Source organism: Campylobacter sp. 2014D-0216 (genome assembly GCF_014931215.1).
Classification (GTDB): domain Bacteria; phylum Campylobacterota; class Campylobacteria; order Campylobacterales; family Campylobacteraceae; genus Campylobacter_D.
Map to the genome: position 1 here is coordinate 1,104,600 of NZ_CP063089.1, position 20,257 is coordinate 1,124,856.

The 20,257-nt window shown below is 31.6% G+C and carries 20 protein-coding genes; 14 read left to right on the forward strand and 6 right to left on the reverse strand.

The features are described 5' to 3' along the window. The first annotated feature begins 40 nt into the window (after positions 1-40). Genes flgB through A0083_RS05575 form a run of 4 tightly spaced genes read left to right on the forward strand, consistent with a single transcriptional unit; the run spans position 41 to position 3,098 of the window. Entirely contained in the window at positions 41-472 is a 432-nt protein-coding gene (gene flgB / locus A0083_RS05560) for a flagellar basal body rod protein FlgB (RefSeq protein WP_039664255.1), read from the forward strand. Positions 473-482: 10 nt separating this feature from the next. Next, positions 483-977 carry a flagellar basal body rod protein FlgC gene (flgC, locus tag A0083_RS05565; protein WP_043020000.1) on the forward strand — a complete coding sequence of 165 codons (495 nt, stop codon included), beginning with the start codon at positions 483-485 and terminating at the stop codon, positions 975-977. Positions 978-980: 3 nt separating this feature from the next. Continuing rightward, positions 981-1,277: a flagellar hook-basal body complex protein FliE gene (fliE, locus tag A0083_RS05570; protein WP_039664257.1), complete on the forward strand. Its 297-nt coding sequence runs from the start codon at positions 981-983 to the stop codon at positions 1,275-1,277. Between the two features lie 3 nt (positions 1,278-1,280). Continuing rightward, positions 1,281-3,098 (forward strand): peptidoglycan D,D-transpeptidase FtsI family protein, encoded by a 1,818-nt coding sequence (locus A0083_RS05575; RefSeq protein WP_197552681.1) that lies wholly within the window; start codon positions 1,281-1,283, stop codon positions 3,096-3,098. Between the two features lie 18 nt (positions 3,099-3,116). Here A0083_RS05575 and hemH read toward each other — a convergent pair whose 3' ends face one another. The 3 genes from hemH to A0083_RS05590 are packed head-to-tail and all read right to left on the reverse strand — an operon-like array spanning position 3,117 to position 5,955. Next, complete coding sequence (gene hemH / locus A0083_RS05580; RefSeq protein ID WP_197552683.1) at positions 3,117-4,019, reverse strand: ferrochelatase; 903 nt, start codon at positions 4,017-4,019, stop codon at positions 3,117-3,119. Next, positions 4,016-4,882, reverse strand: a complete 867-nt coding sequence (locus A0083_RS05585; protein ID WP_197552685.1) for a Gfo/Idh/MocA family protein — start codon at positions 4,880-4,882, stop codon at positions 4,016-4,018. The genes hemH and A0083_RS05585 overlap by 4 nt, the downstream gene beginning before the upstream one ends. Then, positions 4,879-5,955 carry a DegT/DnrJ/EryC1/StrS family aminotransferase gene (locus tag A0083_RS05590; RefSeq protein ID WP_232087587.1) on the reverse strand — a complete coding sequence of 359 codons (1,077 nt, stop codon included), beginning with the start codon at positions 5,953-5,955 and terminating at the stop codon, positions 4,879-4,881. Before A0083_RS05590 ends, A0083_RS05585 begins: the two co-directional genes overlap by 4 nt. 108 nt (positions 5,956-6,063) lie before the next feature. Here A0083_RS05590 and alaS point away from each other — a divergent pair, with 108 nt between their 5' ends. The 6 genes from alaS to A0083_RS05620 all read left to right on the forward strand — a co-directional run bounded on the left by alaS (position 6,064) and on the right by A0083_RS05620 (position 14,598). Next, the gene (gene alaS / locus A0083_RS05595) at positions 6,064-8,601 is read left to right on the forward strand and encodes an alanine--tRNA ligase (protein ID WP_197552689.1); all 2,538 of its coding nucleotides are present in this window, start codon (positions 6,064-6,066) and stop codon (positions 8,599-8,601) included. Next, positions 8,601-9,143, forward strand: coding sequence for a septum formation inhibitor Maf (maf, locus tag A0083_RS05600; protein WP_197552691.1), 543 nt, complete (start codon positions 8,601-8,603; stop codon positions 9,141-9,143). The genes alaS and maf overlap by 1 nt, the downstream gene beginning before the upstream one ends. Continuing rightward, the gene (locus A0083_RS05605; RefSeq protein WP_442861591.1) at positions 9,143-11,074 is read left to right on the forward strand and encodes a penicillin-binding protein 1A; all 1,932 of its coding nucleotides are present in this window, start codon (positions 9,143-9,145) and stop codon (positions 11,072-11,074) included. Before maf ends, A0083_RS05605 begins: the two co-directional genes overlap by 1 nt. Before the next feature lie 83 nt (positions 11,075-11,157). After that, positions 11,158-12,051: a protein-methionine-sulfoxide reductase catalytic subunit MsrP gene (gene msrP, locus A0083_RS05610; protein ID WP_197552695.1), complete on the forward strand. Its 894-nt coding sequence runs from the start codon at positions 11,158-11,160 to the stop codon at positions 12,049-12,051. Next, a complete protein-coding gene (locus tag A0083_RS05615; protein ID WP_197552697.1) occupies positions 12,051-12,611 on the forward strand; it encodes a sulfite oxidase heme-binding subunit YedZ in 561 nt (186 codons plus the stop codon). Before msrP ends, A0083_RS05615 begins: the two co-directional genes overlap by 1 nt. Positions 12,612-12,702: 91 nt before the next feature. Next, positions 12,703-14,598 carry an NAD(P)/FAD-dependent oxidoreductase gene (locus tag A0083_RS05620; RefSeq protein ID WP_197552699.1) on the forward strand — a complete coding sequence of 632 codons (1,896 nt, stop codon included), beginning with the start codon at positions 12,703-12,705 and terminating at the stop codon, positions 14,596-14,598. Between the two features lie 358 nt (positions 14,599-14,956). On the opposite strand, the gene A0083_RS05625 is transcribed toward A0083_RS05620, so the two are convergent. Genes A0083_RS05625 through A0083_RS05635 form a run of 3 tightly spaced genes read right to left on the reverse strand, consistent with a single transcriptional unit; the run spans position 14,957 to position 17,804 of the window. Then, positions 14,957-17,074: a heavy metal translocating P-type ATPase gene (locus A0083_RS05625; protein WP_197552701.1), complete on the reverse strand. Its 2,118-nt coding sequence runs from the start codon at positions 17,072-17,074 to the stop codon at positions 14,957-14,959. Next, entirely contained in the window at positions 17,067-17,258 is a 192-nt protein-coding gene (locus A0083_RS05630; protein ID WP_197552703.1) for a heavy-metal-associated domain-containing protein, read from the reverse strand. Before A0083_RS05630 ends, A0083_RS05625 begins: the two co-directional genes overlap by 8 nt. Then, the gene (locus tag A0083_RS05635) at positions 17,259-17,804 is read right to left on the reverse strand and encodes a GNAT family N-acetyltransferase (RefSeq protein ID WP_197552705.1); all 546 of its coding nucleotides are present in this window, start codon (positions 17,802-17,804) and stop codon (positions 17,259-17,261) included. Positions 17,805-17,885: 81 nt separating this feature from the next. Between A0083_RS05635 and A0083_RS05640 the strand changes: the two genes are divergently transcribed. The 4 genes from A0083_RS05640 to A0083_RS05655 are packed head-to-tail and all read left to right on the forward strand — an operon-like array spanning position 17,886 to position 20,216. Further along, a complete protein-coding gene (locus A0083_RS05640) occupies positions 17,886-18,593 on the forward strand; it encodes a YebC/PmpR family DNA-binding transcriptional regulator (RefSeq protein WP_043020010.1) in 708 nt (235 codons plus the stop codon). An 8-nt stretch (positions 18,594-18,601) separates the two neighbouring features. Beyond that, complete coding sequence (locus A0083_RS05645) at positions 18,602-19,084, forward strand: peptidylprolyl isomerase (RefSeq protein ID WP_120760489.1); 483 nt, start codon at positions 18,602-18,604, stop codon at positions 19,082-19,084. 48 nt (positions 19,085-19,132) lie between these two features. Then, positions 19,133-19,561: a hypothetical protein gene (locus A0083_RS05650; RefSeq protein WP_039664272.1), complete on the forward strand. Its 429-nt coding sequence runs from the start codon at positions 19,133-19,135 to the stop codon at positions 19,559-19,561. 49 nt (positions 19,562-19,610) lie between these two features. Then, on the forward strand, positions 19,611-20,216 hold the full coding sequence (locus A0083_RS05655) for a DedA family protein (protein WP_197552707.1): 606 nt from the start codon (positions 19,611-19,613) through the stop codon (positions 20,214-20,216). The last annotated feature ends 41 nt before the right edge of the window (positions 20,217-20,257 follow it).

A 20,257-nucleotide genomic window follows, 5' to 3' on the forward strand; every position in this document is an offset into this window, starting at 1 on the left:
TTGCTTTTAGTCTATAAAAGCTTTATTTAAAGGAAAAAACATGATAAGCCCTTTTAAATCAAAAGAACTTATTGTTGATGCTTTAGCAGGAAGAAACCTAAGAAGTCAAATGATTAGTTCTAACCTTGCAAATGTTGACACTCCTTTTTATAAAGCAAGAGATATAGAATTTGAAACTGCTTTGGTTAATAGAGCAAATGAAATTTTCAAAAAGAAAGATAAAAACGAGCTTGAACTAGCAAGTACAAATGCAAATCATCAAAAACCTTGGAAATTTCCAGATCCTAACAAATCAACTATTTATTTAAGAGATGGACATTTAGCAAGAAATGATGCAAATACAGTAGATCTTGATGTAGAAACTACTGAAATGAGTAAAAATACTATGATGATCACTGCTTTAGATGGTGTTTTAAGAAGACAAAGTAATATTTTTTCAACCATCATAGATACAAGCTCTAAATTAGGCTAGGAGAAAAATAATGGCTTATTTAAGTGATTTTGATATTAGCGGATACGGACTTAGTGCACAACGTTTTAGAATGAATGTGATTAGCTCAAACATAGCTAATGCCAATACCACTAGAACAGCTGAGGGCGGTCCATATAGAAGAAGAGAAGTGATTTTTAAAGCAACTGATTTTAATGAATTACTAAACAAGCAAATCGCTAAAGACAATAATTTTTTAGAATATGAAAATCCTTTAAATGATCCAGCTTCTCCAAAAGATGCAAAACCTGCTATAATGAGCGTAGTAGTGGATAAAGTTGTAAGAGATGATAAAGATTTCCGTATGAAATTTGACCCATCTCACCCAGATGCAAATGAACAAGGATATGTTGCTTTTCCAAATATAAACCCAGTGATTGAAATGGCCGATTTAATAGAAGCAACAAGAGCCTATCAAGCAAATGTAAGTGCTTTTACTAGCACAAAAACCATAGCACAAAGTGCGATAGATTTATTAAGAGGTTAATGAATGAACACTATTAATGGTATAAATCAATTTAACAATATTGGAAACAAAACCAACAACAATAATAACACAAATATAGGCGATGAGTTTTCAAGCTTATTGAAAAATTCAATCAACGACCTTAATAAAACCCAAGAAACAGCCGAAGCAGCTATGGTAGATATTGCAACAGGTGAAGTCAAAGACCTACACCAAGCCGCAATAGCTATTAGTAAAGCTGAATCGAGCATGAAATTTATGCTTGAAGTTAGAAATAAGGCTATAAACGCATATAAAGAAATTTCAAGAACTCAAATATAATATATGCTTTCAAACACCATTAGAAATAGAGTTTCAAAGGTAGCTTTTGCTTTTTGTATGGCTCTGTTTTTTATGGCCTTGTTTTTACTTTCTACTTTTTTTCTTACATCAAAACGCCATATACCAAACACTCAAAAAGAACAATACTTTTCCGCTCTTAGAGGTAATATCATCACAAGTGACAATTTCACTGTCACATCAAGTAGACAAATTTATAGAGCCGAAATTGATCTAAGAAGTTTAAATCCCAACAAAAAAGAATTATTTTTAACTCTTTTTCAAATTTATAGCGGTGCAAGCGATGAGCAAATGCAAGACATAAAAAAAAGAATGCTGTCTAAGAAAAAAAGAGGTTATAATTTTATATTATTACAAAATATCAACTCTAAAGATGCAAGTTATTTAAAAGAACTTTCTAAAAAACTTTACACTCAAGGTTTTTTCAAATCCTTTACCAATAGCAATGGCAGGGTTGAAACTAGAGGTCTTGACATCATCGAACACAAAGAAGATCGCGTATATATGCCCAAAGACTCACTAACACCCGTTATTGGTTATACAAGAACTTATATAGATGAACAAAGTGAAATTTTTAAAAATGTAGGCATTAAAGGCTTAGAAAAATCTTACGATGAATGCTTAAGTCCTTTGCAAAATGCAAAAATTCAAGGTTTAAGAGATATAGGTGGCAATATTATCTTAAATTTACATTCTTATGAACAACGCAAAATAGATGGATGTGATTTATATCTTAACATCTCTTTAAAATTACAAAAAGGTTTGGAAAAAGCAATTGATAAGAGAAATGAGGACCTAAAAGCCAATGAAATCATTGTGGCTATCATGGAAAGTAATAGCGGAAAAATTCTAGCACTAGCTAGCTCAAGAAGATATGATCCTCAAAACCGCGGAAAAGATCTTTCTGTACTTAATGCAAGTGCAATAGAATATGGCTACGAAGCTGGATCTGTAATTAAACCTTTTATATTTACCACCGCATTAATGCTAGATAAAATTAAAGTCGATGAAATCATTGACACACAGGGTGGTCAATACAAACTTGGTCGTTTTACCATACGCGATGACCACAAGAAAAATAAAATGAGCATGGAAGAGGTTATCACCTATTCTTCAAACGTTGGTATGATTAAAATCGCACAAAGACTTAGTAATCTTGAAATCGTTTCAGGCCTTAGAATTTTCCGCTTTGGGGAAAAAAGCGGTATTGATCTTCCTTATGAACAAAAAGGAGAAATTCCTAACCCTAAAAGACTAAGAGAGGTTGAAAAGTCTGTTTTAAGCTATGGATATGGACTAAAAACTACTTTTATACAACTTTTAGCTGCTTACAATGTATTTAATAACAACGGTGTTTATATCACCCCGCAAATTGCTAACAAAATTTATCAAGATGGACGCTGGATTAAACTTGATGAAGAAGCTAAAAAAGAAAAAATTCTCTCAAGTAAAGCAGCTAAAGCAATGCAACAAATTTTAATCAACGTAATAGAAAAAGGAACAGGTCAAAAAGCGCAAACTAAAGGTATCATTATAGGTGGTAAAACAGGTACTGCAAGGATTGCTGAAAGAAAAGGTTATACTTCAAATCGCTACAATGCTTCATTCTTTGGTTTTGCAAATGATGAAACGCATAATTACACCATAGGGGTTTTAGTTAGACATCCAACCAAAGCTTATAGTTATTATGCTGCACAAAGCGCATTGCCTATGTTTAAAGATACAGTAAATCTTATGATCAAAGAAAGTTATTTAAAGCCCATAGAAAATAAAACAACAAACAAAGCTAGTTCAAGCAACTAGCTTTGTATTTCATTTATATCAAGATAAACAATTTATAATAAACTCTATAAATTCCTTGCTATCGTTTGGACAAGCAACTAATTCATAATCAGATTTTGCTAGATGCCTATACTCCACACCAAGCTCAAAAATCGTTTCAGAACAATCAATACAAAAAGAGATAGGATAAATCAAAGCCTTTTGATCTAAATTTGCTAAAATATCGCTAGTATTTGGCTCAAGCCATTTTACAGGACCTAGTTTTGATTGGTATGATAAAACAACTTCATCAAATTCATTTTTAAGCTTTTCTCTTAAAATACTCACATGTTCTTGCATGTGTTTTTCATACAAGTCGCCTTTTTTTATCACAGAAACTGGCAAAGAGTGTGCAGAAAAAATCAAAACATTACAATCATACGCTTTCTTTTTCTCTAAAATATGCTTAATGATCATCGCATTGTATTTTTCATCACTATAAAAAACATCAATAATCTTGATTTTAGCTTGGTTTTGTACAGATTTTAATTCATTTTGCACCACCTCTAAAGAACTAGTTACTGTCGTTTTGGAATGATGTGGATACAAAGGAAATAAAATAATTTCATCATTGCTTTTAAAGTCATATTTTGCAAAAACATCTTTTACAAAAGGTGGCACATATAAACTAATAAAATCAAACTTATATGCTTGGTTTTTAGCATTTAACTTATCACACAGACTTTGTGTAATTTCAGTAAGAGGAGATTTTCCACCCATTTTTTCATAATTTTGTTGCATTGCTTTTAATCTTGATTTTCTTATCATATAAGCTACAAATTTTCTTAAAAATACATTTTTAATCCCTAAGATATAAGGATCATTGAACATATTTTTTAAAAAAATTTCACATTCATCTAGTTGATTCACTCCACCCATATTTAAAAAAAATACATATTTCATTTTACAACGCCTTCTAAAATTTCTTGTACTTTTAAAGCATCTTCAATGCTAGCTAAATTTTTACCATCTCCATTTAATGCTAGGTCAAAAAAAGCTTCATGCTCAGCATACAAAGGAGAATTTTCATATAAGTTAGAAATTTTTTGCATATCAATCAACACTTCAAAATTTTTCAAATCTAGCTCATAAGTGTGTTTTTTTCCTAAGACATTAATCTTTCTAGTAATATATTTAGCATTCCAGCTATCATGAATACTAGCTAAAATATCATTCAACTTCAAGCTAATCATCACCTCATCTTCTAATTTATCATGATGATGATAAGCTTTGTGAATATTTGCCTTTGAAATTGTTTCTTGACATAAAAATCTCACCAAATCAATATCATGCACACCAAGATCACTTAAAACCCCAACATCATTAATCCTATGCGGATATAAAGACAATCTCTGGATATTAATACTCACAATTTCATCATCTAAAAGCTTTTCTTTTAAAGTTAACACAGCTGGATTAAATCTTTCACAAAATCCCACCCCTACTTTGACTTTATGCTCCTTAGCTTTTTGCTGTAAAATTAAAATTTCATCAAGATTTAAAGCCAAAGGTTTTTCGATTAAAACATTTTTCACTCTAGAAAAAACTTTGATAGCGATATCCAAATGTGTATGAGTAGGTGTAGCGATCACAACCCCATCAAGCTTTTGTTCTAAAAATTCGTCAAAATTTTTATACACAGGGTGTATAAATTGTTCTTCATTAAAAGGATCATAAAGATAAATTTCTTTTACTCTTAAATTACGCTCAAGCTCTCTTAAGTGGTTTTTGCCCATTTTTCCAAGGCCTATTAGACCTATTTTCATTGAAAAGCCTCGATCACTCTAGCTTGGTGTTCTTCTTTTAAAAATGCACTCATAGGTAAAGACAAAATTTCATTACTTAAAAGTTCTGTTTTTGGCAAATCGCCTTTTTTATATGCAAGATATTCAAAGGCCTCTTGCAAATGAAGTCCTAAAGGATAATGCACTGCAGTCGGTATACCTTGATCTTGTAGTTTTTGCATCCAATCCTCTCTATTTGAAACACGCACGCTATATTGCGCCCAAGCATTCACAAAACCATCTTTTCTTGGTGGTAAAATACAATTTTTCAAATTATCATCATAAATTTGAGCTATCGCTTCTCTTTTTTTAATCTCTTCATCTAAATATTTTAATTTCACATTTAAAATAGCCGCTTGAATTGTATCAAGCCTTGCGTTTACACCAATGTACTTGTGTTTATATCTTTGCACTTGTCCATGGTTTAAATAAATTTTTATTCTTTGTGCTAATTCATCATCTTGGGTAAAAATCGCCCCACCATCTCCATAAGCTCCTAAAGGTTTTGATGGAAAAAAGCTCGTACAAGATATGTCGGCTATAGCGCATGATTTTATATCTTTTTGACTAGCTCCAAAACTTTGTGCACCATCTTCTATCAAAGCAATATTATGATTTTTACAAAGTTCTTTTAAAGCAAACATATCAGGCATAAGTCCAAAAATACTCACTGCAACTAATGCTTTAGTTTTGGGTGTAACTGCCTTTTGTATTTCTTCTAAACTCAAATTGTAATCTTTATAGTCAATATCTACAAAAACGGGTTTTGCGCCAATTAAAGCAACCATTTCAGCAGTAGCTATAAAAGTGAAACTTGGCACAATTACCTCATCATCCTTACCTACACCCAAAGCCATTAAAGCTAAAAATAGCGCACTTGTACCACTTGAGCAACCTATTGCGTGTTTAATGCCTACATATTGGGCTAAATTACTTTCAAATTCTTCTAATTTTGCACCCCCAATAAAAGAGGCATTTTGCAAAACATCATTAATTGCATTATCAATTTCATTTTTATAAGCATTATATTGAGCATTTAAATCAATAAAAGGGATTTTCATTGTTATAACCTTGTAAATTTAAAATAACGATTATAAGATAGTTTTACTTAATTTAAAGTATTTTTGGTATCATTTTAAGTAAAAAACTAGCTAGGAAAATCCATGGATATAAGAAAAGAATATTTAGAATTTTTTAAATCAAAAGGTCATGAAATCACCCCTTCAAGCCCTTTGGTACCTGATGATGCAACCTTACTTTTTACAAATGCAGGTATGGTACCTTTTAAAAGTATATTTACAGGCGAAATACCACGCCCAAACCCTCCACGCAAAACAAGCTGCCAAACATGCATAAGAGCGGGTGGAAAACACAATGATTTAGATAATGTAGGCTACACAGCTCGCCATCATACTTTTTTTGAAATGCTAGGAAACTTTAGCTTTGGAGATTATTTCAAAGAACAAGCCATTGCATATGCTTGGGAATTTGTAACTGAAGTTTTAAAACTTCCAAAAGAAAGATTATATGTCACGGTACACGAAAATGATGATGAAGCATATGCACTTTGGCAAAAACATATTGAAAAAGAAAGAATTTATAAATTTGGTGATAAAGATAATTTTTGGCAAATGGGCGATACTGGACCTTGTGGGCCTTGTAGTGAGATCTTTTATGATCAAGGTGCTGAGCATTTTAATTCTGATGAGGATTATATGGGTGGCGATGGAGACAGATTCTTAGAAATTTGGAATCTAGTTTTCATGCAGTATGAAAGAAGCGCAGATGGTACGCTAACCCCTTTACCAAAACCTAGTATTGATACAGGCATGGGGTTAGAAAGAGTTTATGCTATAAAAGAAGGAAAATTTAGTAATTTTGATAGTTCTTTATTTATGCCAATAATCGAAAAAATCGCGCAACTTTGCGGAAAAACTTATACTTATGAAAACGGCGCAAGCTACAGAGTGATCGCTGATCATATTCGCTCAAGCGTATTTTTACTTGCTCAAGGAGTGGGTTTTGATAAAGAAGGTCGGGGTTATGTTCTAAGAAGAATTATGCGTCGTGCTTTAAGACATGGGTATTTACTAGGACTAAAAAAACCTTTTATGTTTGAACTTGTTGATGTAGTTTGTGCATTGATGGGTGAACATTATACTTACTTAAATGAAAAAAAAGAATTTATTAAAGAGCAAATCAAACTAGAAGAAGAGAGATTTTTAAGTACCATAGAAAACGGTATTGAAATTTTCAACGAGGAACTTAAAAAAACCAAAGATATCTTTAGTGGTGAAATAGCTTTTAAACTTTATGATACTTATGGTTTTCCACTAGATCTAACTCAAGATATGCTAAGAGAAAAAAATATTAGCATAGATGAAGCTCGATTTAATGCTCTAATGCAAGAACAAAAAGATAGAGCAAAAGCTTCATGGAAAGGAAGCGGAGATAAAGCAATTAGTGGGGATTTTAAAATTTTATTAGAAAAATTTGGAAAAAACACCTTTAGTGGCTATGAAAATTATGAAGAAAAAACCAAAATCGTAGCTATTTTAGATGAAAATTTTAAAATCATAACTGAAGCTAAAGCAGAAAGCACCGTATGGCTAATGCTTGAAAAAACACCATTTTATGCAACAAGCGGAGGACAAAGCGCTGATATAGGTTTTATTAACGAAAATGAGGTGTTAGATACACAAAAATTCTTTGATATTAATCTAAGTCAGGTGAAACTAAAAAACGATCTTAAAACTAATGATGAAGTATTAGCTTGTATTGACACCAAAAAAAGAGAGCAAATCGCAAGACACCACAGCGCAACACATTTACTACACCATGCCTTAAGAGAAATTCTTGGTTCACACATTAGTCAAGCAGGTTCTTTAGTGGAGCATAATAAACTAAGATTTGACTTTACTCATCCAAAAGCTCTAAATAAAGAAGAATTAAATAAAATAGAATCATTAGTTAATGCCTATATCATACAAGCAGATGAAGCTAAAATCGAAATTTTAGATCTAGAAGAAGCAAAAAAAAGTGGTGCTATAGCTTTATTTAGTGAGAAATATCAAGACAAAGTAAGAGTTTTAACACTAGGTGCTAGCAAAGAACTTTGTGGTGGTACCCACGTAAAAAATAGTGCTCAAATAGGAAGTTTTTATATCATCAAAGAAAGCGGAGTGAGTGCTGGAGTAAGAAGAATAGAAGCTGTGGTTAGCAAAGCTGCACTTGATTATATTCATGAAAATTTAAAAGAACTTAACCAAATTAAAGAAGAGTTAAAAACCCATGATATTTTAAACTATGTTGCAAAATTAAAAAATGAAATCACGTGTTTAAAAAACGAATTAAAAAATTCCAACAAAGCAAAATTAAGCTCTAAAGAAATCAATGGTGTTCAATATTGTGTGCAAAAAATCGATAGCGGTGATATCAAAGCTATGATTGATACGTTTAAAAACAAATTTAACAAAGCTGCAATTTTGCTTTTACAAGAAAAAGAAGGTAAAATCATCATCGCAGCAGGCATTAAAGAAGCACCATTAAAAGCAGGTGTTTTAGTCAAAGAAATCGCACAAATTTTAGGCGGAAATGGTGGCGGTAGAGATGACTTTGCAACAGCTGGGGGCAAAGATACAAGTAAAATAACTCAAGCACTTGATCATGCTAAAAAAATCATCGAAGAAAGTCTTTCTTAATGCTTTATTTAGCTTCAAGTTCACCTTCACGCGTAGCTTTGTTAAAAGAGGCTAATATAGCCTTTGAACAAATTATTGTTGATTATGATGAGAGTTTGGCTATAAAAGATAATCCAAACTCCTATGTACAAAAAACTGTCTTAGAAAAAGAAAGGCAGTTTTTTGTAAAACACCCTGATTTAAAAAATGTTTTGTTTGCTGATAGTATAGTTTGCGCTCAAAATACAATCTTAACCAAAGCCAAAAATGACAATGAAGCTTTTAATATGCTTAATTTGCAAAGTGGCAAAAGCATTAGTATTTTAAGTGCAATGATTTTAATTTTAGACAATAAAAAAATTTTTAACCTTAGCAAGTGCGATTTGATTTTAGATAAATTTGATCCTCAAGATATGCAAGAATATATTGATTCAAAATCATACGAAGGAAAAGCCGGAGCGGTGATGTGTGAAGGTTTTCATAAAAAGTATATTAAAAAAATCATAGGTTGTCAAAGCACAGCTTTAGGACTTAATATAGAACTTTTGAAAGCATTTTTATGATAAAAATACTAAAAATTTTTCTTTCTTTATGTGTAGTTTGTATAGTAGGCGTTTTTATTTTTATTGCTTATTTGTTTTCAGATTCTGATTTAAATCAATACACCTTTAAAGACTATAAACCACCTCTTACTACGCAAATTTTTGATAAAAATGGAAAATTAGTTGCAAATGTTTTTGAACAACACCGCTTTTATGCTCCTTATGAAGAACTTCCACCAAGACTCATAGAAGCTTTAGTGGCTATAGAAGATACTAGCTTTTTTGAACACGATGGTGTGAATATCGATGCAATCTTTAGAGCAGCTATTAAGATTATAAGAAGTGGTGGTAAAACCATGGAGGGTGCTTCCACACTCACACAGCAATTCATCAAAAATACCGAGCTAACTCCTGAACGCACCCTAAATAGAAAACTAAAAGAAGCTTTACTTGCTTATAAAATAGAAAACACCTTAACCAAAGAACAGATTTTAGAAAGATATTTAAATTTTATTTTCTTTGGCCATGGGTATTATGGGGTAAAGACTGCTGCACTTGGATATTTTAGAAAAAATTTAGATGAACTCACTCTAAAAGAAATTGCTATATTAGTAGGTATGCCAAAAGCACCAAGTACTTATGATCCTACTAGACACTTAGACCTTTCTTTGGCTAGAGCAAATAGTGTAGTTCAAAGAATGTATAATCTTGGTTGGATTTCCAATGAAGAATATAAAAAAGCCTTAGAAGAAATTCCAAAAGTGTATGATGACACTCTCACGCAAAATGCAGCTCCTTATGTTACTCAAGAAGTTTTAAAACAACTAAGCGGGATCAAGGATCTAAAAAGCGGTGGTTACAAAATAGAACTTACTCTTGATCTTGATGTGCAAAATATCGCAAAAGAGGCATTAAAATTTGGCTATGATGAGATCGTAAAAAGAGATAAAGATGCTAACTTAAGTACTCTTAATGGCGCCATGATAGTAGCTAATCATCAAAATGGCGATATTTTAGCCTTAGTTGGTGGAGTAAACTACACCAAAAGCAACTTCAACCGCGCCACTCAAAGCTTAAGGCAACCTGGTAGTTCCTTTAAGCCTTTCTTATATCAAATCGCAATTGACATGGGCTACTCCCCTATGAGTAAGATTGCTGATATATCAAGAATTTTTGAAAGCAATAAAGAAGATGAAAAAGACTGGAAGCCTAAAAACTACGGCGGTAAATTTTTAGGACTAATAAGCTTAAAGGAAGCATTAACTGGCTCAAGAAACTTAGCAACTATCAATCTTGCATTAGCATTAGGACTTGATGTAATCCATGAAAAACTTAGCTTTATGGGTTTTAAAAACATTCCCGTTGATTTGTCTATCGTGCTAGGTAGTTTTGGAATTTCAATTTATGATTATGCTAAGCTTTATACGGTTTTTGGAAATTATGGGATACAAAAAGATTTAATACTCATTAAAAGAGTGATAGATAAAAATGGTAAGGTTATTGTGGAATTTAACTCCGGAGAAAGAAAAATCAGCGAACCCGAACAAGCCTTTTTGGTTAATGATATGATGCAAAATGTTGTAAAAAAAGGTACCGGACGCAATGCAAGAGTTGAAGGTATTGAAATAGCAGGTAAAACCGGCACATCAAACAAAAGTGTTGATGCGTGGTTTTGTGGTTTAACACCTGAAATAGAAGCTATCATTTGGTATGGCAATGATGATAACAAACCTATGAAGCAAACCGAAGGTGGTGCAAGAACAGCTGCACCTGTTTTTAAAGAATTTCTAACTAAATACCTAGAACTTTACCCTGATAGTGCAAGAAAATTTAGCATACCAAAAGGAGTATATCAGGGATTTTTTGAAAAACAAAGAGAATATTACACTCACACCTCTCCTTTTCCAAAAAACAATCCTAGTCTTTCTGAAAACAGCGAGATAATTTTTTAAAAATATTTTTTATAAAATAATAAAAATTATCTCTTTATTATCCTTTATATGTTTTAATACCACAAAACCTATAAAGGACTTTTATGAAAATCACAAGCGAACAGTTATATAACAAAAGACGCCATTTTTTAAAACTAGGTGCGGGTGCTTTAGTTAGCTCAACACTTATACAATCCAAGCTAATGGCACTTAATTTCTTTCCTGATCCAAACAATAAAAAGCTAAAATTAAGCGATGAAAAAATCGCAACTAATTATGTTAATTTTTATGAATTTTCCACAGACAAAAAAAGAGCCGTTGAGCTTGCAAAAAATTTCAATACTCAAGGCTGGAAAATAGAAGTAAGCGGGGAAGTAGAAGAACCATTAAGTTTAACTATGGAAGATTTACTAGCTTTTCCTTTAGAAGAAAGAATTTATAGATTTCGCTGTGTTGAAACCTGGTCTATGGTTGTGCCATGGGTAGGATTTGAACTGCGCGCATTGATAGAAAAGTGCAAGGTTAAAAGTGATGCAAAATTTATCAAATTTACCACTCTTTTTGATAAAAATCAATTTGCCGATCAAGCTTCGTTTTTTCCAACTTTAGATTATCCTTATGTAGAAGGCTTAAGAATGGATGAGGCTATGCACCCCTTAACGATTATAGCAGTAGGTATGTATAAAAAACCTTTATTGGGCCAAAATGGTGCACCAATCCGTCTTGTTGTGCCATGGAAATACGGTTTTAAAAGTATTAAATCTATTGCCAAAATAGAATTTACCAAAGAACAGCCAAAATCAACATGGGAGCTAGCCAACCCTAGAGAATATGGTTTTTATGCCAATGTCAACCCTAACGTTTCACATCCAAGATGGTCTCAAGCTAATGAGCGTCCTTTGGGAGATTTTTTCACCAAACCAACTGTATTGTTTAATGGTTATGAAAAAGAAGTAGCACATTTGTATAAAGATATGGATTTAAAGGTTCATTTTTGATGTATAAAAAAATTTACAATAGCATCGGATTTTTAGCTTTTATACTTAGCATAATTTATAGTTGTTATCAAATAACACAAGAATTTGATATTGTTAAATCTGTGTATTTTTATAGTGGAATATTTGCTTTAATCTTTTTTGGTTGTAGTTTATTTTTCTCACTTTTAAAATACAAACACTCTAAAGATTATCCTAAATTTTTGGGCTTTTATGCTTTTTTTTGGACTTTAATTCATTTTTTAAATTATTTTGTCTTTGGAAAAAATCTAAATGTATTTATTTTTATCAAGGATACTTTTAGTAAAATTTTAGAACTAAGTGGCTTTATAGGCTTTTTCATCATTACCTTAATGTTTATAAGCTCTTTTAAGCCTTTTAAAAAATTCAGCAAAGTAAGAAAGTTAGGCTATCTTTGTTTTTTAATAAGCACTTGGCATTATTTTTTATCTGCCAAAGTACCACAAGCGCCACATATTTTAACCCTCACTCTTGCGGTGGTTTTTTTACTGTTTAAGTTATGGAAAAATTACAAAAAGAGAAAAAAAGTAACTTTTCTATAAAAAACTATCATAAAATAAATTACTTTTAAGTATAAACATACAAATCAACCCTTAAAATAAGAGATATATTATCTTATTTTAAGGAACACTAATGCAAAGAAGAGATTTTTTAAATGGAATGGCTTTGGCTATACTCGCAGGAATGACTCCTTTGCAAGTACTTTATGGAAAAGAAGCCAAAATAGAAGATTTTACCAAAGAATACTACCCTCCAAAGTGGCTTGGACTAAGAGGTAGCAACAATGCAAGTTATGAATTTGCGCATATGTTAAGAGATGGTGAAAAATTTGATTTCAGTGCGATCAAGCCAAAACAAGAGTATGATTTGGTTGTAGTTGGAGCTGGAATTAGCGGATTAGCAGCAGCTTGTTTTTATCAAAATAAATTTGGAAAAAATAAAAAAATTCTAATTCTTGATAATCACGATGATTTTGGTGGACATGCTAGAAGAAATGAAATAGAACTAGAAAATGGCACTATTTTAAGTTACGGTGGTAGTGAAACCTTTCAATCCCCAAAAGCACTGTACTCTAAAGAAGTGGTAGATTTACTAGCTTCATTAGGAGTGGATATTGATGAATTAGCCAAACGCTTTGATGTGAATTTTTATCCTGATTTAAATCTTAGTCGTGGTGTGTATTTTTCTAAAGCTGAATTTGGTGTAGATAAAGTCGTTAGCGGCAACCCTAGAAAGGTGATTTGTGATGATATTCCTGAAGGCAGACACAATGGTAGAAGCATCGAAGCCTTTATAGGTGATTTTCCATTAAATGAAAAAGATAAAAAAGATCTTATTGCTTTGTTTAAAAGTGAAAAAGATTATTTAAAAGGCATGAATAAAACACAAAGAGACACTTATGTTGCAAAAACAAGTTATAAAAAATTCTTAGAAGAAAAGGTTAAGCTATCACCACAAGCTATAAAATTCTTCGAAGGTATGACAGATGACTTTTTAGCTTTAGGTATTGATGCTATCTCTTGTGAAGATGCTAGAGTTTCTTTTTTACCTGGTTTTGACAAACTAGGACTAGATCCAATCGAGGGTGATGCTTTAGCTGAAATGGAAGAGCCATACATTCATCACTGTGCTGATGGTAATGCAACAGTCGCTAGATTAATGGTTAGAAGACTCATTCCTGATGTTTCTAAAAAAGGCAAAGATATGGATGATGTAACTCTTGCACATTTTGATTATTCCAAACTTGATTTAGCTAAGAATAAAGTGAGATTAAGACTAAATAGCACTGTTATCAATGTAGAAAACACTAAAGATGGTGCTTTGGTGACTTATGTCAACAAAGGCAAAAATTACAGAGTTAAAGCAAAAAAAGTAGTAATGGCAAATTACAACAGTATGATTCCTTATATCATCCCAACCTTACCACAAGAACAAAAAGACGCTTTAAGCAAAAATGTTAAAACATCACTATTACATACTAATGTAATTATTAGCAATTGGGAGCCTTTTATCAAACTTGGGGTTCATGAAATTTACTCTCCTAAAATGCCTTATGCTAGAACAAAGCTTGATTATCCTGTAGACATGGGAGGCTATCACCACCCAAGAGACCCTAAAAAACCAATCTGTGTTCATATGGTTTGCTCTCCTTTGGTTTTTGCAGATATACAAGGAATTGATCTTGAAGGAATGGATGCAAGAGATAGAGCAAGAGTAGGTAGAAATTTACTATTTACCATGAGCTTTGAAGAGCATGAAAAAATCATTCGCGATCAACTCCAAGGTATGCTTGGATCAGCCGGTTTTGACCATGAAAGAGATATTCAAGCTATTGTTGTCAATCGTTGGGGACATTGTTATTCTTATACCGAAAACAGTCTTTATGATGATAGCGATGAAGCGCAAAAAACCATCGAACTTGCAAGAAGACCTTTTGGCAACATTACTATTGCCAATTCTGATGCTGCTTGGGATGCTTACATGCATGCGGCAATCGATCAAGCTTATCGTGCTGTTAATGAACTTTAACAATCAAACTCCTTTTTAGGAGTTTGATAAATCAATCATTGTTTTTGATGCTAATATAAATTAAAACTAAAAGCATAAAATTCAAACAGTAAACTAAGGCAATAATTCTAATTTTTAACTTCATGAAAAGTTTTGATATCTTTTTATCTCAATCTTGTTTGCCTCAAGCATTTTTTCACAACAACACTTCAAAATAATTAGCAAAACAAAAAGATAACTCTACAATCTAACCAACACCACTAGCTACTAAAATTAGTACAAACAAGGCGCTTGTTTTAAAATATTTGTACTATATCCATCAAAAAAACAACAACTATCTATTCTAGTGCTTCTTTTTATTTATCTTCAATATAAAATACTAACGCAATCTTAAAGAATTCAATACAACTGTTACTGAACTAAAACACATTGCCAAGGCTGCTAAATGTGGACTAAGCGTTATAAATGGCACAAATCCTGCCGCAATAGGAATACACAAAGCATTGTAAATAAAAGCCCAAAAAAGATTAAGTTTGATGATATTTTTAGTTCTTTGAGACAGCTCAAAACAATAAGCTATCAACGATAAATCATCTTTTATTAAAATCAAATCCCCGCTTTTTTTAGCAAGTTCACTTGCTTTGGAAAAGCTTATACTTGCACTAGCTAAATTTAAAGCAGGCGCATCATTAATACCATCGCCTATAAAAAGTACTTTTTCTTCTTTGATTTTTTCTTTTATAAAATCAAGCTTTTGACTAGGTTTTAAATCAAAATAATATGTATCGATATTAAGCTCATTTGCTATTTTTGCAACGCTATTTTTATTATCGCCACTTAAAATTATACTTTTTATACCCTTTTGTTTTAAATTGGCTATCAATTTTTTAGCTTCTTTTTTTAATTCATTTTTTAAACACACCCCACCTAGGCAATTTCTATTTTTTGCAAAGTACAAACACACAGGCGCTTGATCTTCAAATTTTTGTAAAAATTGTTTGCTTTTTTGTATATCAACACCATTTTCAAGCATTAATTTTTCATTGCCTATTAAATATTCATCTTCATTTTCTTGATAAAGCAAACCACTACCCACTAAAACACTTAATTTTCCTTGCGAATTTAAATTTACATTCATTTTTTTAGTAAAAGCTTTTGCGATTGGGTGCGAGCTTAAATTTTCAATTTGCATAAGTTTTTGAAAATCTTCTTGAGTAAGATTATGTTTATAAACACTTAAATCATCTTGGCTTAATGTGCCTGTTTTATCAAAAATAGCAAGTTTTATGCCAGTTAAACTCTCTAATACCGCTGGATTTTTCACTAAGATAAAATTTCTTGCACCATTTGCTAAAGCACTGACTATAGCTATAGGAGTTGCTAAACCTAAAGCACAAGGACAAGAAATTAAAAGCGTGGCACAAGCATGTAAAAATGCAGCATTTATTCCTTCTTTAAAATACCAAAAAGCAAACACAAAAAATGAAAAAATAATTATACATGCTACAAAATAAGCTGAAATTTTATTCGCTAAATTAGCCAAAGGAGTTTTGATATTACCTGCTTTAAAAACAAGATCCTTGATTTGCTCTAATGAACTTTCAATCGCCTTTTTACTAGCTTTAATCTTTAAACTTCCATTAATTAATACACTTCCTGCTAAAATTTCATCATTTTGCTTTTTCAAAAGCGGCAAAAACTCCCCTGTTAAAAAACTCACATCAACTTCAGCCTCACCTGCGATAATCACCCCATCAGCAACAACATTTTCTCCCTCTTTTACCAAGATCACATCGTTTTCTTTCACAAAAGCACTAGGTATGCTTTTTATGCTTCCATCTTCTAAGATTATATTAGCTTTTTTAATATCTATGTTTTTTAATTTGTTTTGATATTCTAAGGATTTAAATTTGGCCTTTTCTTCTAGATATTTACCCAGTAAAACAAAGCTTATAATCATCGCTCCACCACTAAAATACAAATACCCATCTTTACTAAATACCCCAAAATACACAAAAAAAGAATATACAAAAGAAGTAAAAGCTCCCAAGGATATCAAGGTATTCATGTCTAAATTTTTATGTTTTAATCCTTTAAAAGCATGGATAAAAAAATCTTTTCCACAACCAAAAATCACTACCACAGATAAAAACATTTGAATCAAAGCAGAAGTATTGCTTTGAATAAACATTTCAAAATACATCACAATAGCACTTAAGATTATGCTTGTAATAAGCTTTATTTTCATATTTTTAAGTTCTTGCACTTTAAATTCATATAAATTTTGCTCTTCATGCAATACTTCAAAACCAAGTGCTTTAATTTTTTCTTTTATTTTTTTCTCCAAAGATAAATCTTTAAGCAAAAACACTCCACTAGAATTCACATAAGAAACACTTACATCTTTCACCCCATCAATTTTTGCACAGACTTTTTCTATGGCATTAGAGCAATTAACACAGGTCATATTGCCTATTTTTAATTTTATCTCATGCATTATCTATTTCAAAACCCAAATCTTGTAATTGTTTTTTAAATTCTTCAACCTGCTCTGCTTTTAAATCAATCTCAATACTTTGTGTTTCAACATTAATTTGCATAGCACCAAATTCATCTTCCAAAGAAGCTTTGATCAAATTTACACAACTTTGACAGTTGATATTTTTAGTCTTAATAATCATTCATTCTCCTTTTTCTCTATATTCATATAAATGTGAATGAAAAATTTTATTTTTTATCAATTTAAAACCCATTTTTTCATAAAGTATTTTTGCATTGATATTTTCATCTTCAACAATCAATGAAAGTTTTTTACCATTCCTCAAAGCTTCATTAAAGGCATATTCAATCAATTTCTTAGCAATGCCCTTTCCCCTAGCTTTCTCATCTACACAAATGCTATCTAAATAAAACTCATCTTCACATTCTTTTAACACCTTTTCGTTAATGCCTAAACTTTTTAAATGATCATTTAAAGGCATATCTAGCTCATCTGCCATAATCCCATCATAAAAACAAATCGCACCCAAAATTTCACCATTTTCCTCATATACGCATACATTTTCATAACTTAAACGATTATTCTCTTGGATAAAAAAGCCCTCTAAAACTTCTATGGCTTTTTGATACTCATCACATCCGCTAAGCTTATAAATAAAATGATCCATCGCCAAAGCAAGCAATTGAATGCATTTTTTCACATCAGTTTTTCTAGCTTTTCTTACCACTCTTTTACTCCTTTTAAAATCAAATTTAGAGTTCTTAGTTTATACTTTTAACTTTAAAACAATATAAGAAAGAGAGAATTTATGGGAAGAGCGTTTGAATACCGCAGAGCCTCTAAAGAAGCAAGATGGGATAAAATGAGCAAACTTTTTCCAAAACTTGCAAAAGCAATACAAGTAGCAGCAAAAGAAGGTGGAGCCGATCCTGACATGAATCCAAAGCTTCGTAGTGCTATTGCTACTGCAAAAGCCAATAATATGCCAAAAGATAATATCGATGCGGCTATTAAAAGAGCTAGCGGTAAAGATAGTGCTGATATTAAAAATATCCACTACGAAGGAAAAGCTGCGCATGGTGCATTGATCATTGTTGAATGTATGAGCGATAATCCTACTCGTACTGTAGCAAATGTAAAAGCAATTTTTAGCAAAAATGGTGGAGAAATTTTACAAAATGGCTCTTTGACTTTTATGTTTTCACATAAGGCTGTTTTTCATCTTGAAAAATACGATGGAGATCTTGAAGAACTCGAGCTTGAGCTAATCGATGCAGGACTTGAAGAGCTTGAGCAAAATGATGAAGAATTATTGGTTATTGGCGATTATACTGCTTTTGGTGAGCTTAGTAATGCCATAGAAAAAAAAGGATTGGTGCTTAAAAAAGCAGGACTTGAATACCTTGCTAACAATCCTGTAAGTTTCAACGAAGAACAACTTCTTGACATTGAAAAATTGCTTGATAAATTAGAAGATGATGATGATGTACAAGCAGTTTACACTAACATAGAATAGGAATAAAAATGCTTAAAAAAATCGATACAAAAGATGCTAAAAAATACAACTTTGCCATCATTAGCACTGAAAAAGGTGATATGAAATTAGAATTATTTCCTGATGAAGCACCACAAACAGTATGCAACTTCGCTAATTTAGCTAACGAAGGTTTTTATGATGAACTTGTTTTTCACCGTGTGATTCCAAATTTTGTTATCCAAGGTGGTTGTCCTTATGGCATAGGCTCAGGTGGTCCTGGCTATGAGATAGAGTGCGAGTGTGATGATCAAAAACACCAACACTTAAGAGGTAGTTTATCTATGGCTCATGCTGGTAGAGATACAGGCGGATCGCAATTTTTCATCTGCCACAGCCCACAACCTCATTTAGATGGCGTGCATACCATATTCGGACAAATCAACCCAGAAGACAAAGAAAGTCTAGAAGTTTTAGATAGCATTAGAGCTGGAGATAAAATCAAAACAATCCAAATTCTAGAAAAACTTTAAACTTTTTCTCCTTAAAATGTGTTATGATACATTTTAAGGAGGTTAAAAATGCATTTTATTTTTATTTGTATTCATCTTATTTGTGCTATATGCTTTATCGCTTATGTGTTTTTTGATATATGTGTTTATCGTTTTGCCTATAAACATGAAAGCAAAGAAGATTGCGATAAAATCAAAAAAGCTTATACAAAATCAAGTATTATTATCTTTGCTAGTATTTTTATCTTGCTTTTATTGAGTGGATTTTATCTTTTAAGTTTTTATGAATTAAATTCTTTTTGGGATTTTTTTCAAACCAATTTTGGTGTATTTTTATTGATTAAGCTTCTATTGCTAGCTACAATGTTGATTTTAACGTGCTATTCTTTATTTGTTATCAAAATTTTAAAAAGAAAAGATCCTTTAAATTCACATCTAATTGCTTTAATTTTGTGTATTTTTATTGTTATTTGCGCAAAAGCAATGGTGTATTTTTAATACATTAAAACTAAATTTATATCATTAGCTTAAAAAACAAAGGTTGCTTATGCTTAGTGATATGATTGATTTTTTACTTACCCTTGCAAAAGATTGGGGTTATTGGGGGATCATCTTTCTTATGTTCATCGAAAGCTCATTTTTTCCTTTCCCTAGTGAAGTAGTGATGATACCTGCTGGATATTTAGCTCATCAAAATGAACTTAATTTTTGGCTATGTTTACTTTGTGGAACTTTTGGAGCACTTTTGGGAGCTTTGCTTAATTATTATTTATGCTATTTTTTAGGACGTAATTTTACTTTAAAAATATGCAAATATTTTGGGGTCAATGAAGCAAAATTTGCACAATTTGAAGCATTTTTTAATAAACACGGTGAGATATCAACCTTTAGCGGAAGATTAATCCCTGGTTTACGCCAATATATCTCTTTGCCTGCAGGATTAGCAAGAATGAATTTGAAAAAGTTTATATTTTATACTAGTTTGGGGGCTGGAATTTGGTGTCTAATTTTGCTTATATTAGGCTATGTTTTAGGACAAAATGAAGATTTAATCAAAGAGTATTTACATTTGGTTATTATCGCGTGTATTGTATTTATAGCAGTAATCATCGCTATTTACATCTACTTTCAAAAAAAGAAAAGCCATATTTAGCTAAGTACATCTTAAGTGATAGCTTAAGATGTTTATTGATC

Bases quoted from the DNA above. Each gene is read 5' to 3' on its own strand.
- flgB (WP_039664255.1), top strand. From the start codon at position 41: ATGATAAGCCCTTTTAAATCAAAAGAACTTATTGTTGATGCTTTAGCA.
- flgC (WP_043020000.1), top strand. From the start codon at position 483: ATGGCTTATTTAAGTGATTTTGATATTAGCGGATACGGACTTAGTGCA.
- fliE (WP_039664257.1), top strand. From the start codon at position 981: ATGAACACTATTAATGGTATAAATCAATTTAACAATATTGGAAACAAA.
- A0083_RS05575 (WP_197552681.1), top strand. From the start codon at position 1,281: ATGCTTTCAAACACCATTAGAAATAGAGTTTCAAAGGTAGCTTTTGCT.
- hemH (WP_197552683.1), bottom strand. From the start codon at position 4,019: ATGAAATATGTATTTTTTTTAAATATGGGTGGAGTGAATCAACTAGAT.
- A0083_RS05585 (WP_197552685.1), bottom strand. From the start codon at position 4,882: ATGAAAATAGGTCTAATAGGCCTTGGAAAAATGGGCAAAAACCACTTA.
- alaS (WP_197552689.1), top strand. From the start codon at position 6,064: ATGGATATAAGAAAAGAATATTTAGAATTTTTTAAATCAAAAGGTCAT.
- maf (WP_197552691.1), top strand. From the start codon at position 8,601: ATGCTTTATTTAGCTTCAAGTTCACCTTCACGCGTAGCTTTGTTAAAA.
- msrP (WP_197552695.1), top strand. From the start codon at position 11,158: ATGAAAATCACAAGCGAACAGTTATATAACAAAAGACGCCATTTTTTA.
- A0083_RS05615 (WP_197552697.1), top strand. From the start codon at position 12,051: ATGTATAAAAAAATTTACAATAGCATCGGATTTTTAGCTTTTATACTT.
- A0083_RS05620 (WP_197552699.1), top strand. From the start codon at position 12,703: ATGCAAAGAAGAGATTTTTTAAATGGAATGGCTTTGGCTATACTCGCA.
- A0083_RS05625 (WP_197552701.1), bottom strand. From the start codon at position 17,074: ATGCATGAGATAAAATTAAAAATAGGCAATATGACCTGTGTTAATTGC.
- A0083_RS05630 (WP_197552703.1), bottom strand. From the start codon at position 17,258: ATGATTATTAAGACTAAAAATATCAACTGTCAAAGTTGTGTAAATTTG.
- A0083_RS05640 (WP_043020010.1), top strand. From the start codon at position 17,886: ATGGGAAGAGCGTTTGAATACCGCAGAGCCTCTAAAGAAGCAAGATGG.
- A0083_RS05645 (WP_120760489.1), top strand. From the start codon at position 18,602: ATGCTTAAAAAAATCGATACAAAAGATGCTAAAAAATACAACTTTGCC.
- A0083_RS05650 (WP_039664272.1), top strand. From the start codon at position 19,133: ATGCATTTTATTTTTATTTGTATTCATCTTATTTGTGCTATATGCTTT.
- A0083_RS05655 (WP_197552707.1), top strand. From the start codon at position 19,611: ATGCTTAGTGATATGATTGATTTTTTACTTACCCTTGCAAAAGATTGG.